The 20,699-nt window shown below is 41.5% G+C and carries 18 protein-coding genes; 6 read left to right on the top strand and 12 right to left on the bottom strand.

The annotated features are described in order from the left end of the window. Window positions 1–85: 85 nt before the first annotated feature. The 7 genes from M3196_RS18285 to M3196_RS18255 all read right to left on the bottom strand — a co-directional run bounded on the left by M3196_RS18285 (window position 86) and on the right by M3196_RS18255 (window position 7,224). The gene (locus M3196_RS18285; RefSeq protein WP_251323782.1) at window positions 86–343 is read right to left on the bottom strand and encodes a phage holin family protein; all 258 of its coding nucleotides are present in this window, start codon (window positions 341–343) and stop codon (window positions 86–88) included. Between the two features lie 123 nt (window positions 344–466). After that, the gene (locus M3196_RS18280; RefSeq protein WP_251323781.1) at window positions 467–1,594 is read right to left on the bottom strand and encodes a beta-propeller fold lactonase family protein; all 1,128 of its coding nucleotides are present in this window, start codon (window positions 1,592–1,594) and stop codon (window positions 467–469) included. A 132-nt stretch (window positions 1,595–1,726) separates the two neighbouring features. Further along, entirely contained in the window at window positions 1,727–2,785 is a 1,059-nt protein-coding gene (locus M3196_RS18275) for an NAD(P)H-dependent flavin oxidoreductase (RefSeq protein ID WP_251323780.1), read from the bottom strand. Between the two features lie 84 nt (window positions 2,786–2,869). Continuing rightward, window positions 2,870–4,141 (bottom strand): C4-dicarboxylate transporter DctP, encoded by a 1,272-nt coding sequence (dctP, locus tag M3196_RS18270; protein WP_251323779.1) that lies wholly within the window; start codon window positions 4,139–4,141, stop codon window positions 2,870–2,872. Window positions 4,142–4,324: 183 nt separating this feature from the next. After that, a complete protein-coding gene (locus M3196_RS18265) occupies window positions 4,325–4,858 on the bottom strand; it encodes a GNAT family N-acetyltransferase (RefSeq protein WP_251323778.1) in 534 nt (177 codons plus the stop codon). 87 nt (window positions 4,859–4,945) lie between these two features. Further along, entirely contained in the window at window positions 4,946–5,632 is a 687-nt protein-coding gene (locus tag M3196_RS18260) for a response regulator (RefSeq protein WP_338082964.1), read from the bottom strand. Beyond that, the gene (locus M3196_RS18255; RefSeq protein ID WP_251323777.1) at window positions 5,629–7,224 is read right to left on the bottom strand and encodes an ATP-binding protein; all 1,596 of its coding nucleotides are present in this window, start codon (window positions 7,222–7,224) and stop codon (window positions 5,629–5,631) included. Before M3196_RS18255 ends, M3196_RS18260 begins: the two co-directional genes overlap by 4 nt. 96 nt (window positions 7,225–7,320) lie before the next feature. On the opposite strand from M3196_RS18255, the gene M3196_RS18250 reads away from it, so the two are divergent. Beyond that, window positions 7,321–8,382, top strand: a complete 1,062-nt coding sequence (locus M3196_RS18250) for a DctP family TRAP transporter solute-binding subunit (RefSeq protein WP_251323776.1) — start codon at window positions 7,321–7,323, stop codon at window positions 8,380–8,382. A gap of 241 nt (window positions 8,383–8,623) precedes the next feature. On the opposite strand, the gene M3196_RS18245 is transcribed toward M3196_RS18250, so the two are convergent. Further along, a complete protein-coding gene (locus tag M3196_RS18245) occupies window positions 8,624–8,827 on the bottom strand; it encodes a cysteine-rich CWC family protein (RefSeq protein WP_251323775.1) in 204 nt (67 codons plus the stop codon). Between the two features lie 280 nt (window positions 8,828–9,107). Between M3196_RS18245 and M3196_RS18240 the strand changes: the two genes are divergently transcribed. Then, window positions 9,108–10,295 (top strand): endonuclease, encoded by a 1,188-nt coding sequence (locus M3196_RS18240; protein WP_251323913.1) that lies wholly within the window; start codon window positions 9,108–9,110, stop codon window positions 10,293–10,295. 53 nt (window positions 10,296–10,348) lie between these two features. On the opposite strand, the gene mraY is transcribed toward M3196_RS18240, so the two are convergent. After that, window positions 10,349–11,299 carry a phospho-N-acetylmuramoyl-pentapeptide-transferase gene (gene mraY, locus M3196_RS18235; protein WP_251323774.1) on the bottom strand — a complete coding sequence of 317 codons (951 nt, stop codon included), beginning with the start codon at window positions 11,297–11,299 and terminating at the stop codon, window positions 10,349–10,351. 217 nt (window positions 11,300–11,516) lie between these two features. On the opposite strand from mraY, the gene M3196_RS18230 reads away from it, so the two are divergent. Beyond that, window positions 11,517–13,178, top strand: a complete 1,662-nt coding sequence (locus M3196_RS18230) for a serine hydrolase (protein ID WP_251323773.1) — start codon at window positions 11,517–11,519, stop codon at window positions 13,176–13,178. 108 nt (window positions 13,179–13,286) lie between these two features. Beyond that, a complete protein-coding gene (locus M3196_RS18225) occupies window positions 13,287–13,655 on the top strand; it encodes a VOC family protein (RefSeq protein WP_251323772.1) in 369 nt (122 codons plus the stop codon). A gap of 235 nt (window positions 13,656–13,890) precedes the next feature. On the opposite strand, the gene fdhD is transcribed toward M3196_RS18225, so the two are convergent. Beyond that, window positions 13,891–14,682, bottom strand: a complete 792-nt coding sequence (gene fdhD / locus M3196_RS18220) for a formate dehydrogenase accessory sulfurtransferase FdhD (protein ID WP_251323771.1) — start codon at window positions 14,680–14,682, stop codon at window positions 13,891–13,893. A 17-nt stretch (window positions 14,683–14,699) separates the two neighbouring features. Further along, window positions 14,700–15,044, bottom strand: a complete 345-nt coding sequence (locus M3196_RS18215; protein WP_251323770.1) for a DUF2294 domain-containing protein — start codon at window positions 15,042–15,044, stop codon at window positions 14,700–14,702. Window positions 15,045–15,390: 346 nt separating this feature from the next. Between M3196_RS18215 and fdhF the strand changes: the two genes are divergently transcribed. Together fdhF and M3196_RS18205 are read left to right on the top strand one after the other, a co-directional pair. Continuing rightward, window positions 15,391–18,318, top strand: coding sequence for a formate dehydrogenase subunit alpha (gene fdhF / locus M3196_RS18210; RefSeq protein WP_251323912.1), 2,928 nt, complete (start codon window positions 15,391–15,393; stop codon window positions 18,316–18,318). Between the two features lie 14 nt (window positions 18,319–18,332). Next, window positions 18,333–18,812 carry a DUF1641 domain-containing protein gene (locus M3196_RS18205; protein WP_251323769.1) on the top strand — a complete coding sequence of 160 codons (480 nt, stop codon included), beginning with the start codon at window positions 18,333–18,335 and terminating at the stop codon, window positions 18,810–18,812. A gap of 75 nt (window positions 18,813–18,887) precedes the next feature. Here M3196_RS18205 and lysS read toward each other — a convergent pair whose 3' ends face one another. Then, complete coding sequence (gene lysS, locus M3196_RS18200) at window positions 18,888–20,438, bottom strand: lysine--tRNA ligase (protein WP_251323768.1); 1,551 nt, start codon at window positions 20,436–20,438, stop codon at window positions 18,888–18,890. Between the last annotated feature and the right edge of the window lie 261 nt (window positions 20,439–20,699).

Raw genomic sequence — 20,699 nt, 5'->3', positions numbered from 1 at the left:
GACTAGTCGCAATATAATTTTTTGATTTTTTTGACAAAAGAGAAATAAAAAAACAGTACTGCTTTTTCACAGTACTGCTTCATTCTTATTTTTTGCCCTTGCTTTCAATTGAATACTTAACACCAGCAACCGTACCAATTCCGAGCAACGCATACTTCAATCCTTCTAATGTGGCACCTGGACTTGCTCCTCCTGATTCCCAAAAGGAATACAGAACACCTAACACGATAGCTACTATGGGGATATACTTATTTGAAACTCGTTCTGTTTGACGAATCGCATATAAAATCACAGCCAAACCAACATACGGTGAAAAATCTGCTGCTAAACTCGTAAAATCCATGGTCTTCACCCCGTTCAGCGTATTGTACTGCTTATTCACAATATATTTTTATGGTTTAAATAAAAGAACAGCAGCACAATAAAAAACAGCAGCACGATTATGTGATGCCTAGATTGATTAATGTTAGCTACATACTCTGCCCACCGTTAGATCGAACGGCCGATTTCCAACAGTTATTGTTTCAACCACTATGCCCATTGCAGCATCAATAACTGAGACAGTATTGGTATTACCATTTGATACGTATAACCTTGTACCTTCTGGAGTAAATGCTATACCTTCTTGAGGTCCATCACCAACCATAATAGTGTTAACCACCATATTATTGTAAGTGTCAATTACTGAAACGGTATCATCGGTATTATTTGTAACATATACAAGTGCTCCATCAGGAGATATGGTTATTCCGATTGGATTATTTAATGCAATAGAATCAATAACCATATTATTAGTTGTATCTATTTCAAATACTGTGTCACTTTGTAAATTTGTAACGTACGCTCGCAATCCGTCTGGGGTAAAAACTATAAATTGAGGGCCGTTGCCAGCGCCAAGGGTTATGGTGTTATCCACCATATTTGTTGAAGTATTAATTACTGATATGGTACTTTCGTTCGCATTTGCAACATAGGCTCTTGATCCATCTGGTGTAAAAGTTATGCCTTGGGGTCCGTCCCCGACAGTGATGGTAGCTATAACCTGATTATTAGCTGTATTAATGACTGAAACAGAATCCACATTGTTGTTTGAAACAAAAACCCTTGTACCACTTGGATTAACAGCCACCTCTACCGGTCCATCACCTACTGGAATTGTAGCTACAACCTGATTATTAGCTGTATTTATTACAGAAACCGAATCATTGCCTGCTGTAGACACATATACGCGTGTCCCATTTGGTGTAATATCGATTCCAGTTGGACGATCGCCCACTGGAATAGTTTCAATTACTGTGTTAGTGGCCGTATCAATTACTGACACGGTATCATCTTGATTATTTGCGACATACGAAAGTACACTGCATGTGAGTGCTGGACTACAGCCAACACCCATAACATCGCGACAGCTGAATACAATAATCCGACCATCAACGGATGCCTTTACACAATTTGTAGTTGAATCAAATGACATAAAAGAGACCGAAACAGGTGTTGAAGAACCCTTAAATAAAATCGTTAATGTTTGTAACGGTTGTATTTTTTTAAAAATACTACAAATACATGATTGATTTCCTTTGGAGGAGAAATTCATATTTAACCTCCTTTCTCACAATGAATATATAATCTAGTGTATGGTGGAGATTCTAATTTCGCTTGGACAATCACTCCCAAAAGCTACTTGTAATAACAAAAAGCATCACGATGTGATGCTTTGCTTTTAGTTCTAATCAGTTGAAGTGTGTGAGATGGTATTCTTGCAATCTCTAACAAGGTTTTCCACCAAATCCTTAGCAGATTGTTTTTTGCTTAATGCGGATGCTTGCCCTGCCCAAATAGAAACCATCTCTTTGTTTCCTTGCCGTGCTGCTTCTTTTCTAATGTCTGACGTTAATACGTGGTGGATCGGATAAGGAGGCAAGCCGGTTATGCTCTCTAAATTCATCATCATTTCATTCTTAAACCCTCGTGCGCTTTTTCCAGAGAATGCTTGGGTTATTTTTGTATCTGTATCCTTGCTTGTTAAAATGGCTGACTGATGAATTTCGCTTGCCCCACTTTCATAAACGGTTAAAAATGCCGTTCCGAGCTGTACCGCTGATGCTCCGAGCGAAAAAGCCGCAGCCAATCCTCTGCCGTCCATAATCCCTCCGGCTGCGATTACAGGACATTGAACAGCATCAACAATTTGTGGAACCAATGCCATCGTGCCGATCAACGCCTCGTCTTCAACATCCAGGAAAGTTCCTCTATGACCTCCCGCCTCACTTCCTTGTGCGACGATCATATCAACACCGTTTAATTCTAGTTCTTTCGCTTCTTTCACAGTTGTTGCTGTGGCGATCACCGTAATTCCGCTATCATGCAATTTTTCTATTAAACTTACAGAAGGTTTGTTGAAAGTAAAGCTTACAATCTTTACTCCCGCTTCTTTCACCACATTAAGCTGCTGTTCAAAGACATCCCTCATATCCGGTACAGAACTGACTTCCGGTATGCCAAGCTGTTTCCGGTACGAGTTCAAATATTTCTGCATGTTCAATATCTGTTGTTCGTTTTTTTCATAGACTTGTGGAAGAAAAAGATTCACCGCAAAGGGAGCAGTTGTTTGTTTCGTAATTTGTGAGAGTACGTTTCGTATATCTTTTGGTGACATATAGCCTGCTCCTAGCGTTCCAAGAGCACCGGCATTACTGACTGCTGCTACCAGCTCTGGGGTTGTCGGACCGCCCGCCATACCTGCCTGGATAATGGGGTATTTTATGTTTAGCATTTTACAGATCATATCTAGCTCTCCCTCCAAACGCTTTTTTTACATCATATCAAAAAGAAAGAGCTTTAGTCCGATTTGACCAAAGCTCCTTCCAAATTACACGGCAATCTTTCTGTTTTCAACCATTTCCTGGATCGCTTCCTCACTCTTGCCTTCATCAAATTCATTCTCGCTCTTTGAAACTACGATTGTTGCAATTCCGTTTCCGATCAGGTTAACGATGGCACGCGCTTCACTCATAAAACGGTCAACACCTAAGAGAAGTGCTAACCCCTCAACCGGAATAACCTGCATCGCAGTCAGCGTTGAAGCGAGTACGATGAATCCGCCCCCTGTAACAGCAGCAGCACCTTTAGAAGTGAGCATCAGCACTGCGATGATCGTAATCTGCTGAGTCAAACTAAGATCAATGCCGAACACCTGTGCCAAGAAGACAACAGCCATTGAGAGATAGATGGATGTTCCATCAAGGTTAAACGAATATCCAGTTGGAATGACAAGACCAACCACTGACTTTGAGCAGCCGAACTTTTCCATCTTGTTCATCATTCTTGGCAGAACGGATTCTGAAGAGCTTGTCCCCAAAACGATCAGAAGCTCGTCTTTTATAAACTTCAAATACTTCCACAGACTAAAGCCATACATCTTACAGATCAGATTCAATACGATAAAAACAAAACAGAACATCGTGGTGTAGACTGCTATCATAAGTTTTCCGAGTGGAACGAGCGACTCAAGACCGTAATTCCCGATTGTAAAAGCCATCGCACCGAAGGCACCAAGTGGCGCGGCTTTCATGATGTAGCCGACGATTTTGAAAAAGACGTTGAGTAGCTTATCAAAGAACTCAATAATGATTTTTCCTTTGTCTCCGAGTGCCGTAAGCCCTACACCGAACAGGATAGAGAAAAACAGTACTTGAAGGATATCACCTTTTGCAAAAGCGTCAACCATGTTGCTTGGAACGATATGTGTGACGAACTCGATCCAGTCGATTTTTCCTCCGCCCTCAGAGGTATATTGTGATACATCTCCTTTTTCAAGCTTATCAAAATCCAGTCCAGCACCTGGCTTTAACACGTTAACAACGATCAAACCAATGACTAGGGCAAGTGTTGTTACAACTTCAAAATAGATAAAAGCTTTTCCTCCGACCTTTCCTACTTTCTTCATGTCTCCCATCTTAGCGATTCCGAGTACGATCGTTAAAAAGATAATCGGGGCAATGACCATTTTAACAGCGTTGATGAATGTATCACCAACAGGCTTCATCTGCTTTCCGACTTCGGGCCAAATCAATCCAACAAGCACACCAACTGCAATGGCAGTTAATACTTGAAACGTTAAGTGCTTAAATAACTTCTTCATGTTTGTTCTTCTCCTTTCATGGTAATTGACTGGGGTCTGTCCCCGGGACAGACCCCAGTCAATTCATACACAATTTCATACAAAAAAAGCGCTATCAACATTTGTAATGTAATGATAACGCTTTCAATCTTTTGTTAGAATATTATGAACTTATTGGACGTTTTGGTCTTTTTGGTCTCTGATTTATCCCTTAACGATCTTGTACATCAAAACATCATCGACGTATTCATTATCACTGAATTTAAATTCCTTTACTTTACGTCCTTCCTCAACAAAACCAAGCTTCTTATATAGTTCAATTGCTCTTGTGTTTGTCGAGAATGTACCTAACGTAACTTTTTCGATAAGGGGATGCTGTTCTGCCCACCGCAGCAACTCGTGGATCAACAGCTTGCCAATTCCTTTATTTCTGTATTCTTTTTGGATCATAATCGCGAATGAACCCGTGTGGTGCATTCTCTTTCGCTCTTGTGATTTGAAGACGATCCAACCTGCTACTTCACCTTCAACTTCTGCTACAAACATGGTCTCTCTTTCGTGCTCCATAATCTTTTGAATCCATTCTTGATGCTCTTCAGTTGTTTTATTAAACTCTTCTGAAACTGCAATAAAGTAATCTCTTTCTTCAACGACTTCACGTTGAATCGATAAAACAGCTTCGGCATCTTCAATACGAACCTCTCGAAGTTCAGCTTTCTGTACTTTTATTACAGACACTCATCTAACCCCCTATCATGGATTCCACACAATAGTAAATAATATCCTTTTTGAATCTAATTAACGAGTAAAAGGATAGTTATTTTATTACTTTTTTTTTAATAAATACCGATTTACCGGTCTGCCGATGGTTCCGTACTGAATGTCCATCTGGATGCTGCCGTTTTTCACGAGATAATCAAGGTATCTGCGTGCCGTTACCCTGGCGATCCCCACACCTTCTGCCACTTCCTCAGCAGATTTCGCTTTCGTTTGAATCTTTAGAAAAGCTTCGATCTGTTTTAGTGTAAGTTCATTTAATCCCTTCGGAAGCTCAGGAGTATTAATTACTTCCCTTTTTTCCGAGTAGAATAGGTTATCGAGATCTTTTTGGGTAACTGATCCTGAGGGTGAAATGGTTGCATGAAAGTCTTTGTATTTATCAAGCGCTTTTTTTATCCGCTCAAAATTAAACGGTTTGATGATATAGTCAAAAGCACCGTTTTGCAGCATAGACCGTATGGTGTCTAGATCGTTTGCAGCTGTAATGACAATCACATCGACTTGAATTTCTTCCGTTCTGATACGCTGAAGAGTTTTCACACCATCTTGCCCAGGCATATAAATATCGAGAACAACAAGATCAGGTTTTAGTTTCCTTATTTGTTCCATTCCCTCTGTCCCGTTGGAAGCACACGAAATTACTTTGAATCCTTTTACTTTTTCGATAAATGCCTTGTTGATCTCCTGGACCATGGGATCATCCTCTATTAGTAATACCTTTAATTCACTCACACGTCTTCACCCCTGTCTTCCATCGGAAACGTAATGACGAAACTTGTACCTTGATTTTCATGAGAAGTAACCTCAATTTCTCCTTTTCCTTTTTCAACGATCTGATGTATTAAATAAAGGCCAATACCTGAACCGTTCTCGCCTTTAGTCGTGTATCCTCTTTCGAATATATGCTTTTTAATGTCTTCAGTCATACCAGAGCCGTTATCCTCCACCAACATCGCACATACTTCAGAATCCTGCTCAATGCTAACGTCTATCCTTGCGTCTGGAAATCCTTCTAATGAATCAAACGCATTTTCAATTAAGTTGCCTAAAATCATTACAAAATCGTGCTGATCGAGATGAACCGGAAAATCTTCAAGGCGGCTTTCACTGTCGATAACAACCTTTATCCCCAGTTCTTTTCCACGGCCCACTTTGCTTAATAAAAGCCCTGCTAAACTTTCATTTTTAATTCTTTGATTCAGGAAACGAGTAAGTGTTCCTGTTTCTTCTGACACTTGAAAAACGTATTGCATCGCTTTTTTTATTTTTCCGAGCTGAAGAAGCCCGGCGATCGTATGGAGTTTGTTCATATGTTCATGATTTTGAACCCTTAGTGCTTCAACAAAAGCTTTTACGCCTGTTAGTTCTTCTGCCATTTTAGCAACTTCCGTACGATCCTGGAAAATGGCTACGGCACCGACAATCTGGTCGTTGACTTTAATCGGAACGCGGTTACTCATGATGACTTTCCCGCTCACTCTAATCTCCTGGTTATAGACAGGTCTGCTCAGCTCGATGATTTCCGGTAATCGTGTATCCGGAATCACTTCTCGGATCGGTTTACCAATTACATCCCCAGAGACATTAAAAATACGTTTTGCTTTTTCATTAAAGATAGAGATATGCTCCTGATTATCGATTGCAATAACCCCTTCATGCATCGAATGGAAGGTAGCTGTCCGTTCTTCCAACATACGGACGATTTCATGCGGTTCCAGATAAAACATCTGCTGCTTCAGATGCCGTGCAAGCAGCCACGAACCAATGATTCCAAAAGATAGCACAAGTAAAAGAATTAAAGTCATCTCGTCTGTCAGATCATGGAATACTTCATTAAACCCGGGTATGACATGACCAACCGCTACAACTCCGATCTGCTCCAGGTTTTCATTTTTGATTGGAACAAAAGCTCTTACGGCTGTCCCCATTTCCCCTTTTGCTTTGGAGATAAATGTATGGTCTGCAAATGCGGCACTCTCGTCTTTTCCTTCCGATTTAGTGCCTAGCATTTCTTTCACTGGATGAGAATAACGTACACCATCCATATTCATGACAACAATGTAATCCGCTTCATTAATCACTCGTATTTTCTCAACGACTGGTTCTATTGTTTTCCAGCCTTCATTTTCTTGGATGTGGGCTTTCACCTCTGGAAGCTGTGCAACAGTTCTAGATGTTATCATCGCTCGTTTGCCGAGTTCTTCTTCCTGTATATCTAGAATCTTACCGATGATTACGACACCTCCAATAAGGATGGCATAAAGTACGATGCCAAATGTGAGTATCATGATTTTTGTCCGAATAGGCAGTCGTTTCATCGTCATAGCCAAGCTTCCTCCCTTAATCTTGTCCCTATTGTATCATTACAGTCCGCATATGTTAGACTATTTAAAAAATGACGGATTCGGGGTTTTATTAGGATGAAAGCATTCTTAAGTATTGCGTTCTTATTATTTGCTGGCCTGGCTGTATCGATCTGGATTGGTTTTCATACGAAGTTCTCTGAGAACTCCCTTCCATTTGACGATGACCAAAAAGGGATTAAAGAGCAAATCGTGATAAAGTTCAGCCATGTTGTTGCCGAGAATACACCTAAAGGACTGGCCGCTCAGCGTTTTGCAAAACTAGTAGATCAAAAATCGGATGGACGGATAAAAGTCGAGGTGATTCCGAACGGCGGCCTGTATTCAGATCAGGAAGAACTAGAAGCCTTGGAGTACGGTGATATACAGATGATCGCCCCTGCCACTACGAAACTGAGTACGTTCTCTCCTAAATTTCAGGTGCTGGACCTCCCGTATGCGATGCCAACCCGAGAAAGCATCATACAGGTATTGAACGGTGATATTGGAAAAACGCTGCTTCAGTCTATAGAAAAAGGAAACATGAAAGGGCTCACTTTTTGGACAAACGGCTTTAAACAGATTACAACGAATGATGGACCTGTTAAACAGCCTTCCGATTTAAAAGGACAAACCCTTCGCATCATGCCAAGTCCCGTTTTAGAGAAACAGTTTCAAGGCGTGAATGCCAAAGCTGTTGGATTAGACTTTAACGAGACTTACAGACTGCTAGAATCCGGTGAATTGAATGGCGAAGAGAACACGATTTCCAACATTTATTCAAAGAAGTTCTTTGACGTTCAAAGCCACTTAACGATCAGCAACCATGGATTTTTAGGGTATACAGTCATCATGAACAAGGATTTTTGGAAGAAGCTTTCAGAAGAGCAGCAGAAGATCATCAATGAGTCTTTGAAAGAAACAACGCAGTGGAACCAGACTCAATCGTTTGATATGAATGAAGAACAGCTACGCTCGATCCAAAAGCAATCAGGCATTGAAATCTATCACCTGACTGATGAAGAAAAAAGGAAATGGGCGGAACATTGGGAGCCGGTTTGGAAAGAGTTTGAAGAAGAAATTGGAACAGAACTCATGAGAAAGATGAAGAATGCGCGAAAAGAACATAGTGATTTTTGAGCTGAAAATCAAATTGGAGTTGGCTTATCAGTTTTGGTCAGCTCCTCTTTCTTTTTTACGGTACGTGTTCTTTTATTTATTACACGTTCGCTCAAAAACGGTTAGTTTTCGCTCAGGATCGTTGAGTTTCGCTCAAAATCGGTCCCGTTTCGCTCAAGATAACCGAGTTTCGCCTAGAAATCATCTTTTCAAAAGAAAAAGCTAGCCAAAAAGTCTTTTATTTTCGTTCAGCACACTTATTTCACCTAGTCATATTGCTCATAACACATTTTTGACAAATACAGCGGTTTTTTTCTGTAGTTTTTTCCAGCAAATTTGATGAAATAGATACTGTCATACACCAGCAGGATTCAGGTTTTTCCCCGTTTGAAATTGCGCATTTATTATCCCCGTTACATAAAGGACATCGTTTATTGTCTGTTAATTCATCTTCTCCGATTTCCATCTATTCTACCTCCTAATCATTCCACCTTTTGAATGTAACTCAAATTTTATCATGATGCTATTTCCACTTTGTAAAGGTACTGTCTGACCGTACTAACTTTCTTTCTTACTGTATTTTGTTTCGATAGGCCATTCTAACTGCATTCCACTTCTAAATAGTTCGTTCCTTAGTAACTAGGTTGATAATTTACAAGTCTGTAAAATGAAGTTAATAGATTGATTGTAAAATAAAAGCAGATTTACCAGCGTGAGTAGAAAATAAAATGATGGAGGCGTTGATGATGAGAAGAAATGGAAACAAGAAGTTCCTTTCACTTTTCTCAGTGGTCATTGCTTTAGTAATCAGTACACTAGCATTCATTCCAACACTTCAAGCTGCCGGTGACGGTTCCTGGACAAGTCCATATTCTGTTTCTCAAGCGATAGCCAATCAAAACAACAGCCTAAAAACGGTACAGGGCTATGTTGTCGGGCAGCCTACAGCTACTAATACTGTTGTAACAAGCAACTATCCAAACGACTACGCACTCGCGTTAGCAGACAGTGTATTGGAAACAAACACTGCCAACATGATATATGTACAAATTCCTTCTTCTTTCCGTTCGGAATTCGGCTTACAATCCAATTCTGATTTAAAAGGACAATCTATTAAAGTTACCGGGAATTTAACGGCTTATTTTTCACACGCTGGTTTAAAGAACGCAACCGCGATGGAAAAATCATCAGGCACTGATCCTGGTGATCCCGGAGATCCTGGAGACCCGACAGATCCGCCAGCTTATGACGATTCTTATTATGATTCAGCTAGAGGAAAAACAGGTGCAGCATTAAAAACAGCTCTTCACAACATCATCGACGACCACACTGAACTTTCTTATTCTGAGGTTTGGGAAGCATTAAAAGAGACCGATGAAGACCCAAACAACAGCAGCAACGTGATCTTGTTATACACAGGCCGTTCTCAAAGCAAAACAACGAACGGAGGCAATGTGAACGACTGGAACCGCGAACACGTTTGGGCAAAATCTCATGGCGATTTCGGAACGACCATGGGACCAGGAACAGACATTCACCACCTGCGTCCGACCGATGTAACGGTTAACAGTTCAAGAAGCAACCTTGATTTTGACAATGGAGGCACACAGCATTCTGAAGCATTAGGAAACTATTATGACAGTGATTCGTGGGAACCTAGAGATGCAGTAAAAGGTGATGTTGCACGAATGCTGTTCTACATGGCAGTACGTTATGAAGGTGACGTTAGTGATGAGCCACAGCTGGAACTTAACAACAACGTAAACAACGGATCTGCTCCTTATCATGGGAAAATGTCTGTGCTGCTGCAATGGCACCTGGAAGATCCAGTAGACAATTCGGAGCGCAACCGAAATAACATTATCTATAATGACTATCAGCACAATCGAAATCCGTTCATTGACCATCCGGAATGGGTTGAGGAGATCTGGTAAATGAAAAAGGCAGCGAGAAATCGCTGTCTTTTTTATCCTATCAATCCAACAATCTACATAAACATCTCAAAATAAATAAGACAGATTCCACAAGCGGCCCATGACACCATCGCAAATACGGTAACAATCATGTTTTCAGACCAACCATACTTTATCCCGTAATGATAATGAATAGGCGTAAAGCGGAACAGTTTCTTTTTCGTCCGTTTAAAATAAGCTACTTGGATGATAACCGATAGCTGTTCGGCAAGATAGATGATAAATAGGATCGGAATCAAGATTTCTACGTTTTCAATGATTGCGAGAAATGACAACGTCCCTCCTATCGCTAAAGAGCCTGTATCCCCCATAAACGCTTTTGCCGGATATAAGTTATAGATCAAGAAACCAAGAATAGTTGCAATCATCACCAGACAAAACACTTTCACTTCTGTATTCTCACTAATGACAAAGAAAAAGAAGTATGTAGGAATCGCTACCATGCCCAGAAGCCCGTCCATTCCATCGGTAAAATTGATCGCGTTTGCGGTACCCACGATAAACAAGGTGATAATCACAAGGTAAGGAATGTACGGCAACAAGATGTGATATGACTCAGTCACGCGGATGCTTGTATCAATGTTGAACAAATCGATCCCAATATATAAAAGCAGAATCGTAAATCCAAATTGAAAGATTAGCTTTGTTTTCCCTGACACCCCGCCTGGATCTTGTTTAGACGCTTTCCAAAAATCATCTAGAAAACCGATAAAACTAAAAAGGACAAAAGTTCCTACAAGGAAAATCATGATAGGACTTGTGTAATAAAACAAAGCGACTATGATGCCAACAAAGAATACACTTCCTGCCATAAGGGGGGTACCCTTCTTTTCTTGGTGATCAGCAGGAAGTTCCACCCGAATAGGCTGGGTCAGCTTTAATCTTTTAAGAGTAAAAATCAATACAGGAGCTAAAAGAACCGTTAATAAAAACGTGATGAATGCAGGGGTTAACTGTACAAGCACGTGTAATCTCCTTTCAAGTCCGTCACGTATATAAAATTCGATAAAAGGCAAAATGTTCCTTCATTTTTAAAAATAAGGGGTCTGTCCCGGGACAGACCCCAAACAATTCTGACAATTCTAGGACCATGTACTGTGGGTCTTATGAGTGATGGACAGCGCTTTTCTGGATTGATACTGTAATAAAGTGTAAGAATTTTCAGAATAAGGAGATGTGCATATGAAAGGAAAACGCGTTTTAGTTTGTACGATGCTAAGTACAGCCATGCTGCTATCAAGTGTAACCCCTGCCATTTTTGCCGAAGATTCTTCAATAAATCAACAAGTTCTTCCTGGTGACTGGAACCTCCCAGTTCAGTCTTCTGCTGTTCTTCACCCGGGAACTCCTGAGAGTGCTTCACTCAAAAGAGAGCCGCTTCAAAAGATCGATTCTTTCATAGAAAGTGAGATGGAGAAACGAACGATGCCCGGTGCTGTTGTTCTCGTCGCGCGCAGCGGAAGCATTGCAAAACATGATGCCTACGGCTATTCCGCTCGCTATACAGATGATCATTTCACAGAGATGGACAACCCGGTTGAGATGAAAAAGGAGACGATTTTTGATATCGCCTCAATCTCCAAGTTATTCACCACAACTGCAGCCATGCAGCTGTATGAACAAGGAAAGTTTGATTTGGACGATCCTGTTGGAAAATACATTCCTGAATTCAATGAGAACGGCAAAGAAAACGTGACGATCAGGCAGATCATGACGCATACCTCTGGTTTCACGGCATGGATCCCCCTTTATAACATGGGAACGAACCGTGAAGACAGACTGCAGATTGCTTTAAAGTACCAGTTGAAAAATCAGCCTGGCACTACCTATACATACAGTGACCTGAACTTAATCACACTTGGTGTTTTAGTAGAAAGACTGTCCGGTCAAAGACTTGATGAGTTTGTAAAAGGAAACATCACCGAGCCGCTCGGAATGAAGGATACGATGTATAATCCTCCAGCTTCCCTTCGTGATCGTGTCGCAGCTACCGAATATCAGCCAAACATAGGACGCGGCATGGTTTGGGGCAGTGTTCATGATGAAAACGCATGGAGTCTTGACGGTGTAGCCGGTCATGCTGGTGTTTTCTCAACCGCAAAAGACCTTGCAATTTTTGGTCACATGATTTTACAAAAAGGAAAATATGGTTCGACTCAAATACTCCAACCGGAGACAGTGCGACTATTAACTGAAAACCAGCTTCCTCAGTTCCCTAGCAACTCACACGGGCTCGGATGGGAGTTGAATCAAGGCTGGTACATGGACTCACTATCTAACGAAGAAACACTTGGTCATACCGGATATACTGGTACATCCATGGTCGTTTCACCAAAAAATCAGATGATCGTTTTAACATTAACGAACCGTGTGCACCCTTCCCGTGCAACAGTTTCAATGAATCCGATCAGACGGCAAGTTGCTCAATACGCTGGTGACTCCATTTCCGTCCCAATGAAGCAAAAAGATAATGCTTGGTTTGCAGGGTATGGCGATAAACTTGCAAAGAATTTAACTTTTAAACTTGAAGATAGCCAAAATACACTTCACTTCCAAAATTGGTTCAGTATCGAGACCGGAAGTGACAAAGGACTGGTCCAAGTTTCAGAAGATGGCGAAACATGGACAGACTTGCCTGAAGTATACACCGGTAAGGATGAAAAATGGTCTCACGAAAAAGCAGAACTTCCTGATGGAACGCAATTCGTCCGTTTCCTCTATCAGACGGATGGTTCAGTAAACGGCAGAGGCTGGTATGTGGATGATGTGTACTCTACTGACTCAGATGGCAAGAAAGAAAGAGTGGAAGTATTTGATAACCAGTGGGAAAAGCGCAATTGGTAAAAAGCATGAAGCAGTCCTGCTCTCTGTAAGCAGGACTGCTTTATTTTTTTGAAGGATTAAGTCATTTATTACCGAAATATGTTGTTAGAAAATTAAGGAGGAATAACGATGAGCGAATCATTAATCCATGAGATGCATTACTTTAGGATACCTGTCATTGACCTTCAAGAGTCAATAACATGGTACACGGAATGTTTAGGATTTCAATTAAGGCACAGCGATGAAAAACTTGCTGTTATAGAACTGAAGTCTGGACCTCTGCTTATTTTAGTAAAGGGTGATCACGATTCCAGAGGGCATTTTACCATAAATGGACAGGCTGAATTTTCAATAGGATTTACAACTTCAAATATCAATAAGCTGCATACCTATTTAACAAATCAAAATGTAAAAGTAGATGATATTCAAGAAGACAACGGGCACAGTTATTTCCATTTCACTGATCCTAGCGGAAATAAATTGCAGGTGCATAACTAAATCTTAAAAAGCAGTTATGCCAATAGCAGGACTGCTTTATTAGTGACTTTCTTTATACTCCTTTTGCAAACTGTATACATGCTGGATCATTTTATATGCCATAGCAAACTGATCCTGTAGTTCTGCAGGCAAACTTTCAATCTCAACTGGTCCGTTACTTGTGTTGATCTCGGCATTTTTATAAAAACTCTCTGAAAAATTTTAAAAAGCTGAGGATTCATCCTCAGCTCACCACTTAATGTATAATCCTCTCCGGTCTCGTATACACGTTCATCGAGTCACCCCTGATAAACCCAACCGTCGTAATTCCAAGCTCTTCTGCCGACTGCAGGGCGAATTCGGTAGGTGCGGATTTAGACAGCACGATTTCACAGCCGATCTTTGCTACCTTCAACAAAATTTCTGACGAAATCCTTCCGCTGAATACGAGGATCTTGTCCCCTATGAAAATATTATTCTTCAAGCAATACCCGTAGATTTTATCAAGAGCATTGTGGCGTCCAATATCCATCCGGCTCAGGACAATTCCGTTCACATCACATAGCGCTGCATTATGAACACCGCCTGTTTCTTTAAAAACACCAGCTGTCCCCTGCATCTCTTTCATCAACCTGAAACAATCTTCCGGCGTTACTCTCACCCGGACTTCGTTCATACTCTTTGCCGTAAGCGCATCGTTCGCGAACACAAAACCTTGCCGGCTCATCCCGCAGCACGAAGTTATATACCTTTTATTCTGCAGATTTTGATAGAGAGGGTTCAATTTATCCGTCTTTACATGAACGTAGCTTCCGTCCTCTTGCACCCAGATGTCTTTAATATCTTCATAGTTTCGTATGATTCCTTCTGAAGCGAGGTAACCGACAACCATGTCTTCTATGTACTCAGGGCTGCAAACCATCGTTACGAATTCTTCTCCATTGATCTTGATCGTCACAGGGAGTTCGGTTACTATGGTATCTTCAACTTGTAACGCCTCGCCATTATTAAATTGAAGAATTTCCCGCTTTGTCACAACAGGTTTCATGAAGTGCCCTCCCTTCATCAAGCGATTGGTTTATCAAAAACGAACACGGAGACCGCCATGTCCTCATCTACTTTAAAATCGGAGAACAAATAGACAAACTTGGCACCCGTCACATCTTCTAACCCTTCTGGCGGTGCTTTTGCATACACGTCTTGGATAAGACGGGTTCTAGCCGCATGCACCATTTCTTTGCCTTCAGCCGTGCGAGCAATAAATTTTTCCGTTGGCGTTAAGTTGCCATACATGGTTGAGATCGCCATGTTTTCAACAAAGACCGTATGAATTTTCTCAGGTCCCTTTCCTAACAGATTCTTGCGCAGCTTTCGGATAATATCGTTAAAGTCATGTACCTTTTTAGACATTTAAACCATCACCACTGTTTCTCCATTTTTTACTAATCATACATGATGTACTTACTTTTCGCACGTGAAAAATTCTAAGCTACTCTCTTCACTAGTTTCGAAGATTTATTGTTCTTTTTCATTGTAAACGCTATAATAAGAGAAGAAAGTTGGAAGAAGAAATAGTAGCCACTGTTTTTCTTCCCTCTTACCTAATTACATAAGATGTTGGATTGGCTCAATAGTAAGAGTCTGCTATTAAACTATTCCACCATGATACACATTTTCTGATTTCTTATAGAATCTGTGCTTTCGTGGTGGATTTTTTTGTACTTTATAAAGGAAAGGAAGGTTTCACATGGACAAAATGATTCAAATCAAGATCGATGGGAAAATGTATGGAGCCCCATCTGGTACGTCTATTCTTGATATCATCAACAAAAATGAAATGTCTCATCCTCAAATATGCTACACGCCTCAAGTGGATCCGATCGAGACGTGTGATACTTGTATCGTTGAGGTGGATGGCAAACTGATGCGCTCATGTTCTACGATGGCACTTGACGGTATGAACATCGAACGTTCATCCTCCCGTGCGAAGGATGCACAAAATCAAGCGATGGACAGACTTCTTGAAAACCACCTTCTTTATTGTACGGTATGTGATAACAACAACGGAAACTGCAAGCTGCATAATACTGCTGAACTGATGGAGATCGAGCATCAGTCTATTCCTTATTCTCCAAAAGAGGAGCCGGTGGATATCGATATGTCTCACCCGTTTTACCGGTATGATGCGAACCAATGTATCACATGCGGACAGTGCGTTGAAGTGTGTCAGAACCTTCAGGTGAACGAAACGCTTTCAATCGATTGGGAGCGTGAACGCCCGCGCGTTATTTGGGATGCAGGATCAAGTATCGATGAATCCTCATGTGTAGGCTGCGGACAGTGTGTAACAGTTTGTCCGTGCAACGCCCTCATGGAAAAATCCATGCTTGGAGAAGCTGGTTTCATGACTGGATTAAAGGAAGATCTTCTTGAGCCGATGGTCGAGCTTGTAAAGGAAGTTGAGCCTGGCTACAGCGGTATTTTTGCCGTATCTGAAGTGGAAGCCGCAATGCGTGAAACACGTACGAAAAAGACGAAAACCGTTTGTACCTTCTGCGGTGTCGGCTGTTCGTTCGAAGTATGGACGAAAGGCAGAAAAATTTTAAAAGTGGAACCGAGTGAAGGTCCAGTGAACGCTATTTCCACTTGTGTAAAAGGAAAGTTCGGCTGGGACTTCGTGAACAGTGAAGAACGTCTTACTACCCCACTGATCCGTAAAGACGGTGTATTCGTGGAATCTACGTGGGATGAAGCGCTAAGTCTCATTGCAAACAAGATGAGTTCCATAAAAGAACAATATGGCAGCAACGCACTTGGGTTCGTGTCGTCATCTAAAATTACGAACGAAGAGAACTACTTGATGCAGAAGCTTGCCCGCCAAGTATTTGGAACAAACAACGTGGATAACTGCTCCCGTTATTGTCAGTCCCCTGCAACTGACGGCTTGTTCCGTACGGTTGGTATGGGTGGTGACGCAGGAACAATTCAAGATATCGCACAAGCTGGCCTTGTTATCGTAGTCGGTGCCAACCCGACAGAAGGACATCCCGTACTCGCGACTCGCGTGAAACGTGCGCACAAGCTTCACGGTCAAAAACTGATTGTCGCTGACCTTCGCAAACACGAACTGGCTGAGCGTTCTGATATCTTCATGAGTCCGAAGCAAGGAACAGACCAAGTGTGGCTAATGGCGGTTACGAAATATATAATCGATCAAGGCTGGCACGATCAGACGTTTATCGATGAGAATGTTCATTACCTCGATGAGTTTAAAGAAGTCTTGGAAACGTACACGCTCGAGTACGCTGAAGAGATTACGGGGCTATCTCAAGAGATGATGATCGATGTGGCGAAAATGATCCGTGACGCGGATGGCACATGCGTCCTCTGGGGCATGGGTGTTACGCAAAACACAGGAGGAAGCGATACGTCTGCTGCGATTTCGAATCTCCTTTTAGCAACAGGAAACTATCGTCGTCCTGGTGCCGGCGCTTATCCGCTTCGTGGACATAACAACGTTCAAGGTGCTTGTGACATGGGAACTCTTCCGGCATGGCTGCCTGGTTACCAGCATATTACCGATGATTTTGCCCGTGCAAAGTTTGAAAAAGCGTATGGTGTCACGATCGACAGCAAGCCTGGTAAAGATAACATCCAAATGGTCGAAGGAATTGGCAAGGGTGAGATCAAAGCGATGTACTTGATCGGTGAAGACATGGCATTAGTTGATTCCAACTCAAACCATGTCCATGATATGCTTTCACAGCTTGATTTCTTTGTCGTTCAAGATATTTTCTTATCGAAGACGGCTCAATACGCCGATGTGATTTTACCAGCTGCTCCTTCACTAGAAAAAGAAGGAACGTTCACGAATACTGAACGCCGTGTTCAGCGTTTGTATCAAGCACTTCCTACAACTGGCGGTTCTCGTCCGGACTGGGAGATCATCCAGGCGATCGCCATCCGTATGGGGGCAGACTGGAACTATAGTCATCCTGGCGAAATTTTTGAGGAAATGGCATCACTTGCTCCGTTGTTCGGTGAAGCAAATTATAAGGTTCTTGAAGGCTGGGGCAGCTTCCTTTGGGGAGATCTTAGCGGAAGAAGTACACCCCTTCTTTACACGGAAGGCTTTAACTTCCCTGATAAAAAAGCCCGCTTTGCTCTGTCTGATTGGATGCATCCAGCAGAGTTTCCTGAGGAATTTGACCTGCACATCAACAACGGACGCATGCTTGAACACTTCCATGAAGGAAACCTGACGAACAAATCGAAAGGGATTCAGCATAAAGTGCCCGATGTATTTGTTGAAGTGTCACCAGCCCTTGCTGAAGAACGCGGTGTAATCGACGGATCTGTTGTTCGCTTGATTTCTCCGTTTGGAGCCGTTAAGCTGAATGCACTTGTAACAGATCGGGTTAAGAATAACGAGCTGTTTCTACCGATGAACTCTATTGATAACGAGACAGCAATCAACTTTTTAACAGGTCCAGCGGTTGATCACCGAACACATACACCTGCTTATAAACAAACAAAAGTAAGGATGGAAATCATCAGCCGTGAAGGTGAAGTGAAGCTTCCTGGCAATAACCCTAGAAACAAGAAACGCTATCCTCAAAAAGGCGTAGAGGTGCAGCGTAAATGGAACCGTCCAGGCTATGTCCATCTGACGGATAAAGTGTAGGGGGCTTAATTATAATGGCACAACCGATTACAGTCATTAAGAAGAATGTAAAAACCGAAGAACAGATTCAGCAGGAAAAATTGGCTGAACTGCAAAAAGCATTAGTTGAAAAAGATGCTGCATTAACAAAGGCTCTCGATTTTATAGGTGAACTTGATAAAATCGGTGCATTGGAAGCAGCCAATGCTATGCTCGAAGCCAAAGACAAGATTGCAAGTATCGCACTCGGCCAGGCATCCCGTGAGCCGGTCACCAACATGATCAACAACTTGATGGGTGCGGCTGGCGTCTTAACAAAAATGGATCCTGAGGTAACGGCAAAGCTCCTAGACAGCGTCGTGTCTGGTTTGAAACAAGGCGAAACATTTGTGGAAAGTGAACAAAAAATTGGTGCCTTTGATTTGGTTAAGTCTCTGAAAGACCCTGACATTAACCGGGCAATCGGCTTTGGCCTTCACTTTTTGAAAGGCATGGGACAGGAATTGAAGAAGTAACAAAAAGGAAAGGTGACGCTTTGATTTTGCGTCACCTTTTTGTTGAACATTTATGATATAGACAGATTAATAATTTTAAAAGGATAAAAGTCTTATCAACCGCTCTCTCCCTATGGAATGAACCAACAATGGAATGCGCGGTCCGCTGCTGTTATTTAAAACAAGTTGATAAATGATGCTAAACAATCTTTTTTGGTTGTTTCTTTTCACTTTTGGATCATCTACATGACATATATCATACACGTTCTGCATCAACTCAACGTCAGTCCGTTCTGAACCATCCTTTAGCAATTCAACAAATCCTTTCAACCACTTCTTCTCCACATTACTCAGTTTCTCATAATACTCAAAGTTTCTTCGTTCATTCATTTGCAGGATTTTTTCAGGGCACCAGTTACGCAGCCAATATTCAGCTCTTTCACAAACCGGCTGAACTTCTTCTAACGAATAAACCTCACCCGTTCGATTAAGCACTTCCCTTACTAAAGTTTTATCAAAGTTGACCATTGGCAGGATACTCACTACTTGCCCGAATTTTGCTGTTTGTCCAATTTTATTTGTAAATGATGATGAAAAGTCCAGAGCAGCTTTTATCTCTTCTTTTAACTGTACTGAATCAGTATTCCTAAACCGCTCATATTCTGTATAATTTCTTATTACATCCTCATCTAGGCCGATATGAAAAGCAGCATCTGGCTGATATTTTGCGAACATGAAGAGGATGACTTCCGGCGAATAGACTTCAAACAACTCTCCAGGCGTAATATTGTTTCCTGAAGAACTCGACATCTTTTCACCTGTTCCTTTTATACGAATAAAATCATATGGCTCATATTGTGGCGCTTGGTGGTTGAAGATTTTCATAGCTACTTCTTTTGATACTCGATAACTCCCGGTTTCGGACGAATGATCCCTGCCTCCTGGTTCGAACACAACACCTTCAACCATCCACCGCATCGGCCAGTCGATTTTCCAGTTTAATTTCATATTTGTTGCTTCAAGAACATCCACTGAGTTTGAATGACCGCATGAACACGTATAATTTAATGTCCTATCATGGAAACCTGTAACTTTCACCGTATCTTTTTGACATACTTCACAATACACATTTACCGGGTAAAAGTTTTCCCGCTCTTTTTCACTTGACTCCCCTGTTTTATAGGTCATCAAAATATCGTAAATTTGCTTTCTTTCTTCTAATGCAAGGAGAATATGGGTGTTGTATCTTTTAGATCTGTATTCCTTGCTTTGATAAATAAACTCTGGCACAATTCCAAAAGTTTCTAAGGACTGCTCAAATTCTTTTTCGAAGTGTTGAGCATAGGAATCGTGGCACCCGAACGGACACGGGATTTTAGAATATGGCATTCCAATGTATTGTTCAAAAGACGGATCTACATTCTTAGGTACTTTCCGGAAACGATCGAAATCATCCCACGAAAAGATAAAGCGTGTTTTCTTACCTAATTGCTGTAGTGCTTTCACAACAAAAAAGGTTGTAACGACTTCACGAAAATTCCCAATATGAACGGAACCTGATGGACTGATCCCTGAAGCACAAACAAAGGTTTCACGATCAGGATGTTGCCTGATCAATTCTTCTGCAATACGATATGCCCAATGCATCTTTCATCACCTCTCATTTTTTTACTCAAGTTAGCGGTAGCTTTGGTGTAAAAACGGTCCTATTCTCAATACCTCATCAGGTATTATCGCGAGAAATCCAACGGTAATTCGTATTAATCCCACGGTAATTGATTTGTAAGCGTAAAATGATCCACACCTGCTTTTCAAGGTGTGGATCATTTAAACTTTTGTTATTCCTTATGATTAGCTAAATAACATGATTCGGGTAGATCTGTTGACCATGGAACGAGTTTTTGAAGC

This window comes from Fictibacillus nanhaiensis, from assembly GCF_023715445.1.
In the GTDB taxonomy this organism is placed as follows: domain Bacteria; phylum Bacillota; class Bacilli; order Bacillales; family Fictibacillaceae; genus Fictibacillus; species Fictibacillus nanhaiensis_D.
The sequence above is the reverse complement of the archived record's forward strand: the minus strand, read 5'-3'. Positions and strand labels throughout refer to the sequence as shown.

Bases quoted from the DNA above. Each gene is read 5' to 3' on its own strand.
- M3196_RS18240 (WP_251323913.1), top strand. From the start codon at position 9,108: ATGAGAAGAAATGGAAACAAGAAGTTCCTTTCACTTTTCTCAGTGGTC.
- M3196_RS18245 (WP_251323775.1), bottom strand. From the start codon at position 8,827: ATGGAAATCGGAGAAGATGAATTAACAGACAATAAACGATGTCCTTTA.
- M3196_RS18250 (WP_251323776.1), top strand. From the start codon at position 7,321: ATGAAAGCATTCTTAAGTATTGCGTTCTTATTATTTGCTGGCCTGGCT.
- M3196_RS18215 (WP_251323770.1), bottom strand. From the start codon at position 15,044: ATGTCTAAAAAGGTACATGACTTTAACGATATTATCCGAAAGCTGCGC.
- M3196_RS18275 (WP_251323780.1), bottom strand. From the start codon at position 2,785: ATGATCTGTAAAATGCTAAACATAAAATACCCCATTATCCAGGCAGGT.
- dctP (WP_251323779.1), bottom strand. From the start codon at position 4,141: ATGAAGAAGTTATTTAAGCACTTAACGTTTCAAGTATTAACTGCCATT.
- M3196_RS18205 (WP_251323769.1), top strand. From the start codon at position 18,333: ATGGCACAACCGATTACAGTCATTAAGAAGAATGTAAAAACCGAAGAA.
- M3196_RS18230 (WP_251323773.1), top strand. From the start codon at position 11,517: ATGAAAGGAAAACGCGTTTTAGTTTGTACGATGCTAAGTACAGCCATG.
- fdhD (WP_251323771.1), bottom strand. From the start codon at position 14,682: ATGAAACCTGTTGTGACAAAGCGGGAAATTCTTCAATTTAATAATGGC.
- fdhF (WP_251323912.1), top strand. From the start codon at position 15,391: ATGATTCAAATCAAGATCGATGGGAAAATGTATGGAGCCCCATCTGGT.
- M3196_RS18225 (WP_251323772.1), top strand. From the start codon at position 13,287: ATGAGCGAATCATTAATCCATGAGATGCATTACTTTAGGATACCTGTC.
- M3196_RS18285 (WP_251323782.1), bottom strand. From the start codon at position 343: ATGGATTTTACGAGTTTAGCAGCAGATTTTTCACCGTATGTTGGTTTG.
- M3196_RS18255 (WP_251323777.1), bottom strand. From the start codon at position 7,224: ATGACGATGAAACGACTGCCTATTCGGACAAAAATCATGATACTCACA.
- lysS (WP_251323768.1), bottom strand. From the start codon at position 20,438: ATGCATTGGGCATATCGTATTGCAGAAGAATTGATCAGGCAACATCCT.
- M3196_RS18280 (WP_251323781.1), bottom strand. From the start codon at position 1,594: ATGAATTTCTCCTCCAAAGGAAATCAATCATGTATTTGTAGTATTTTT.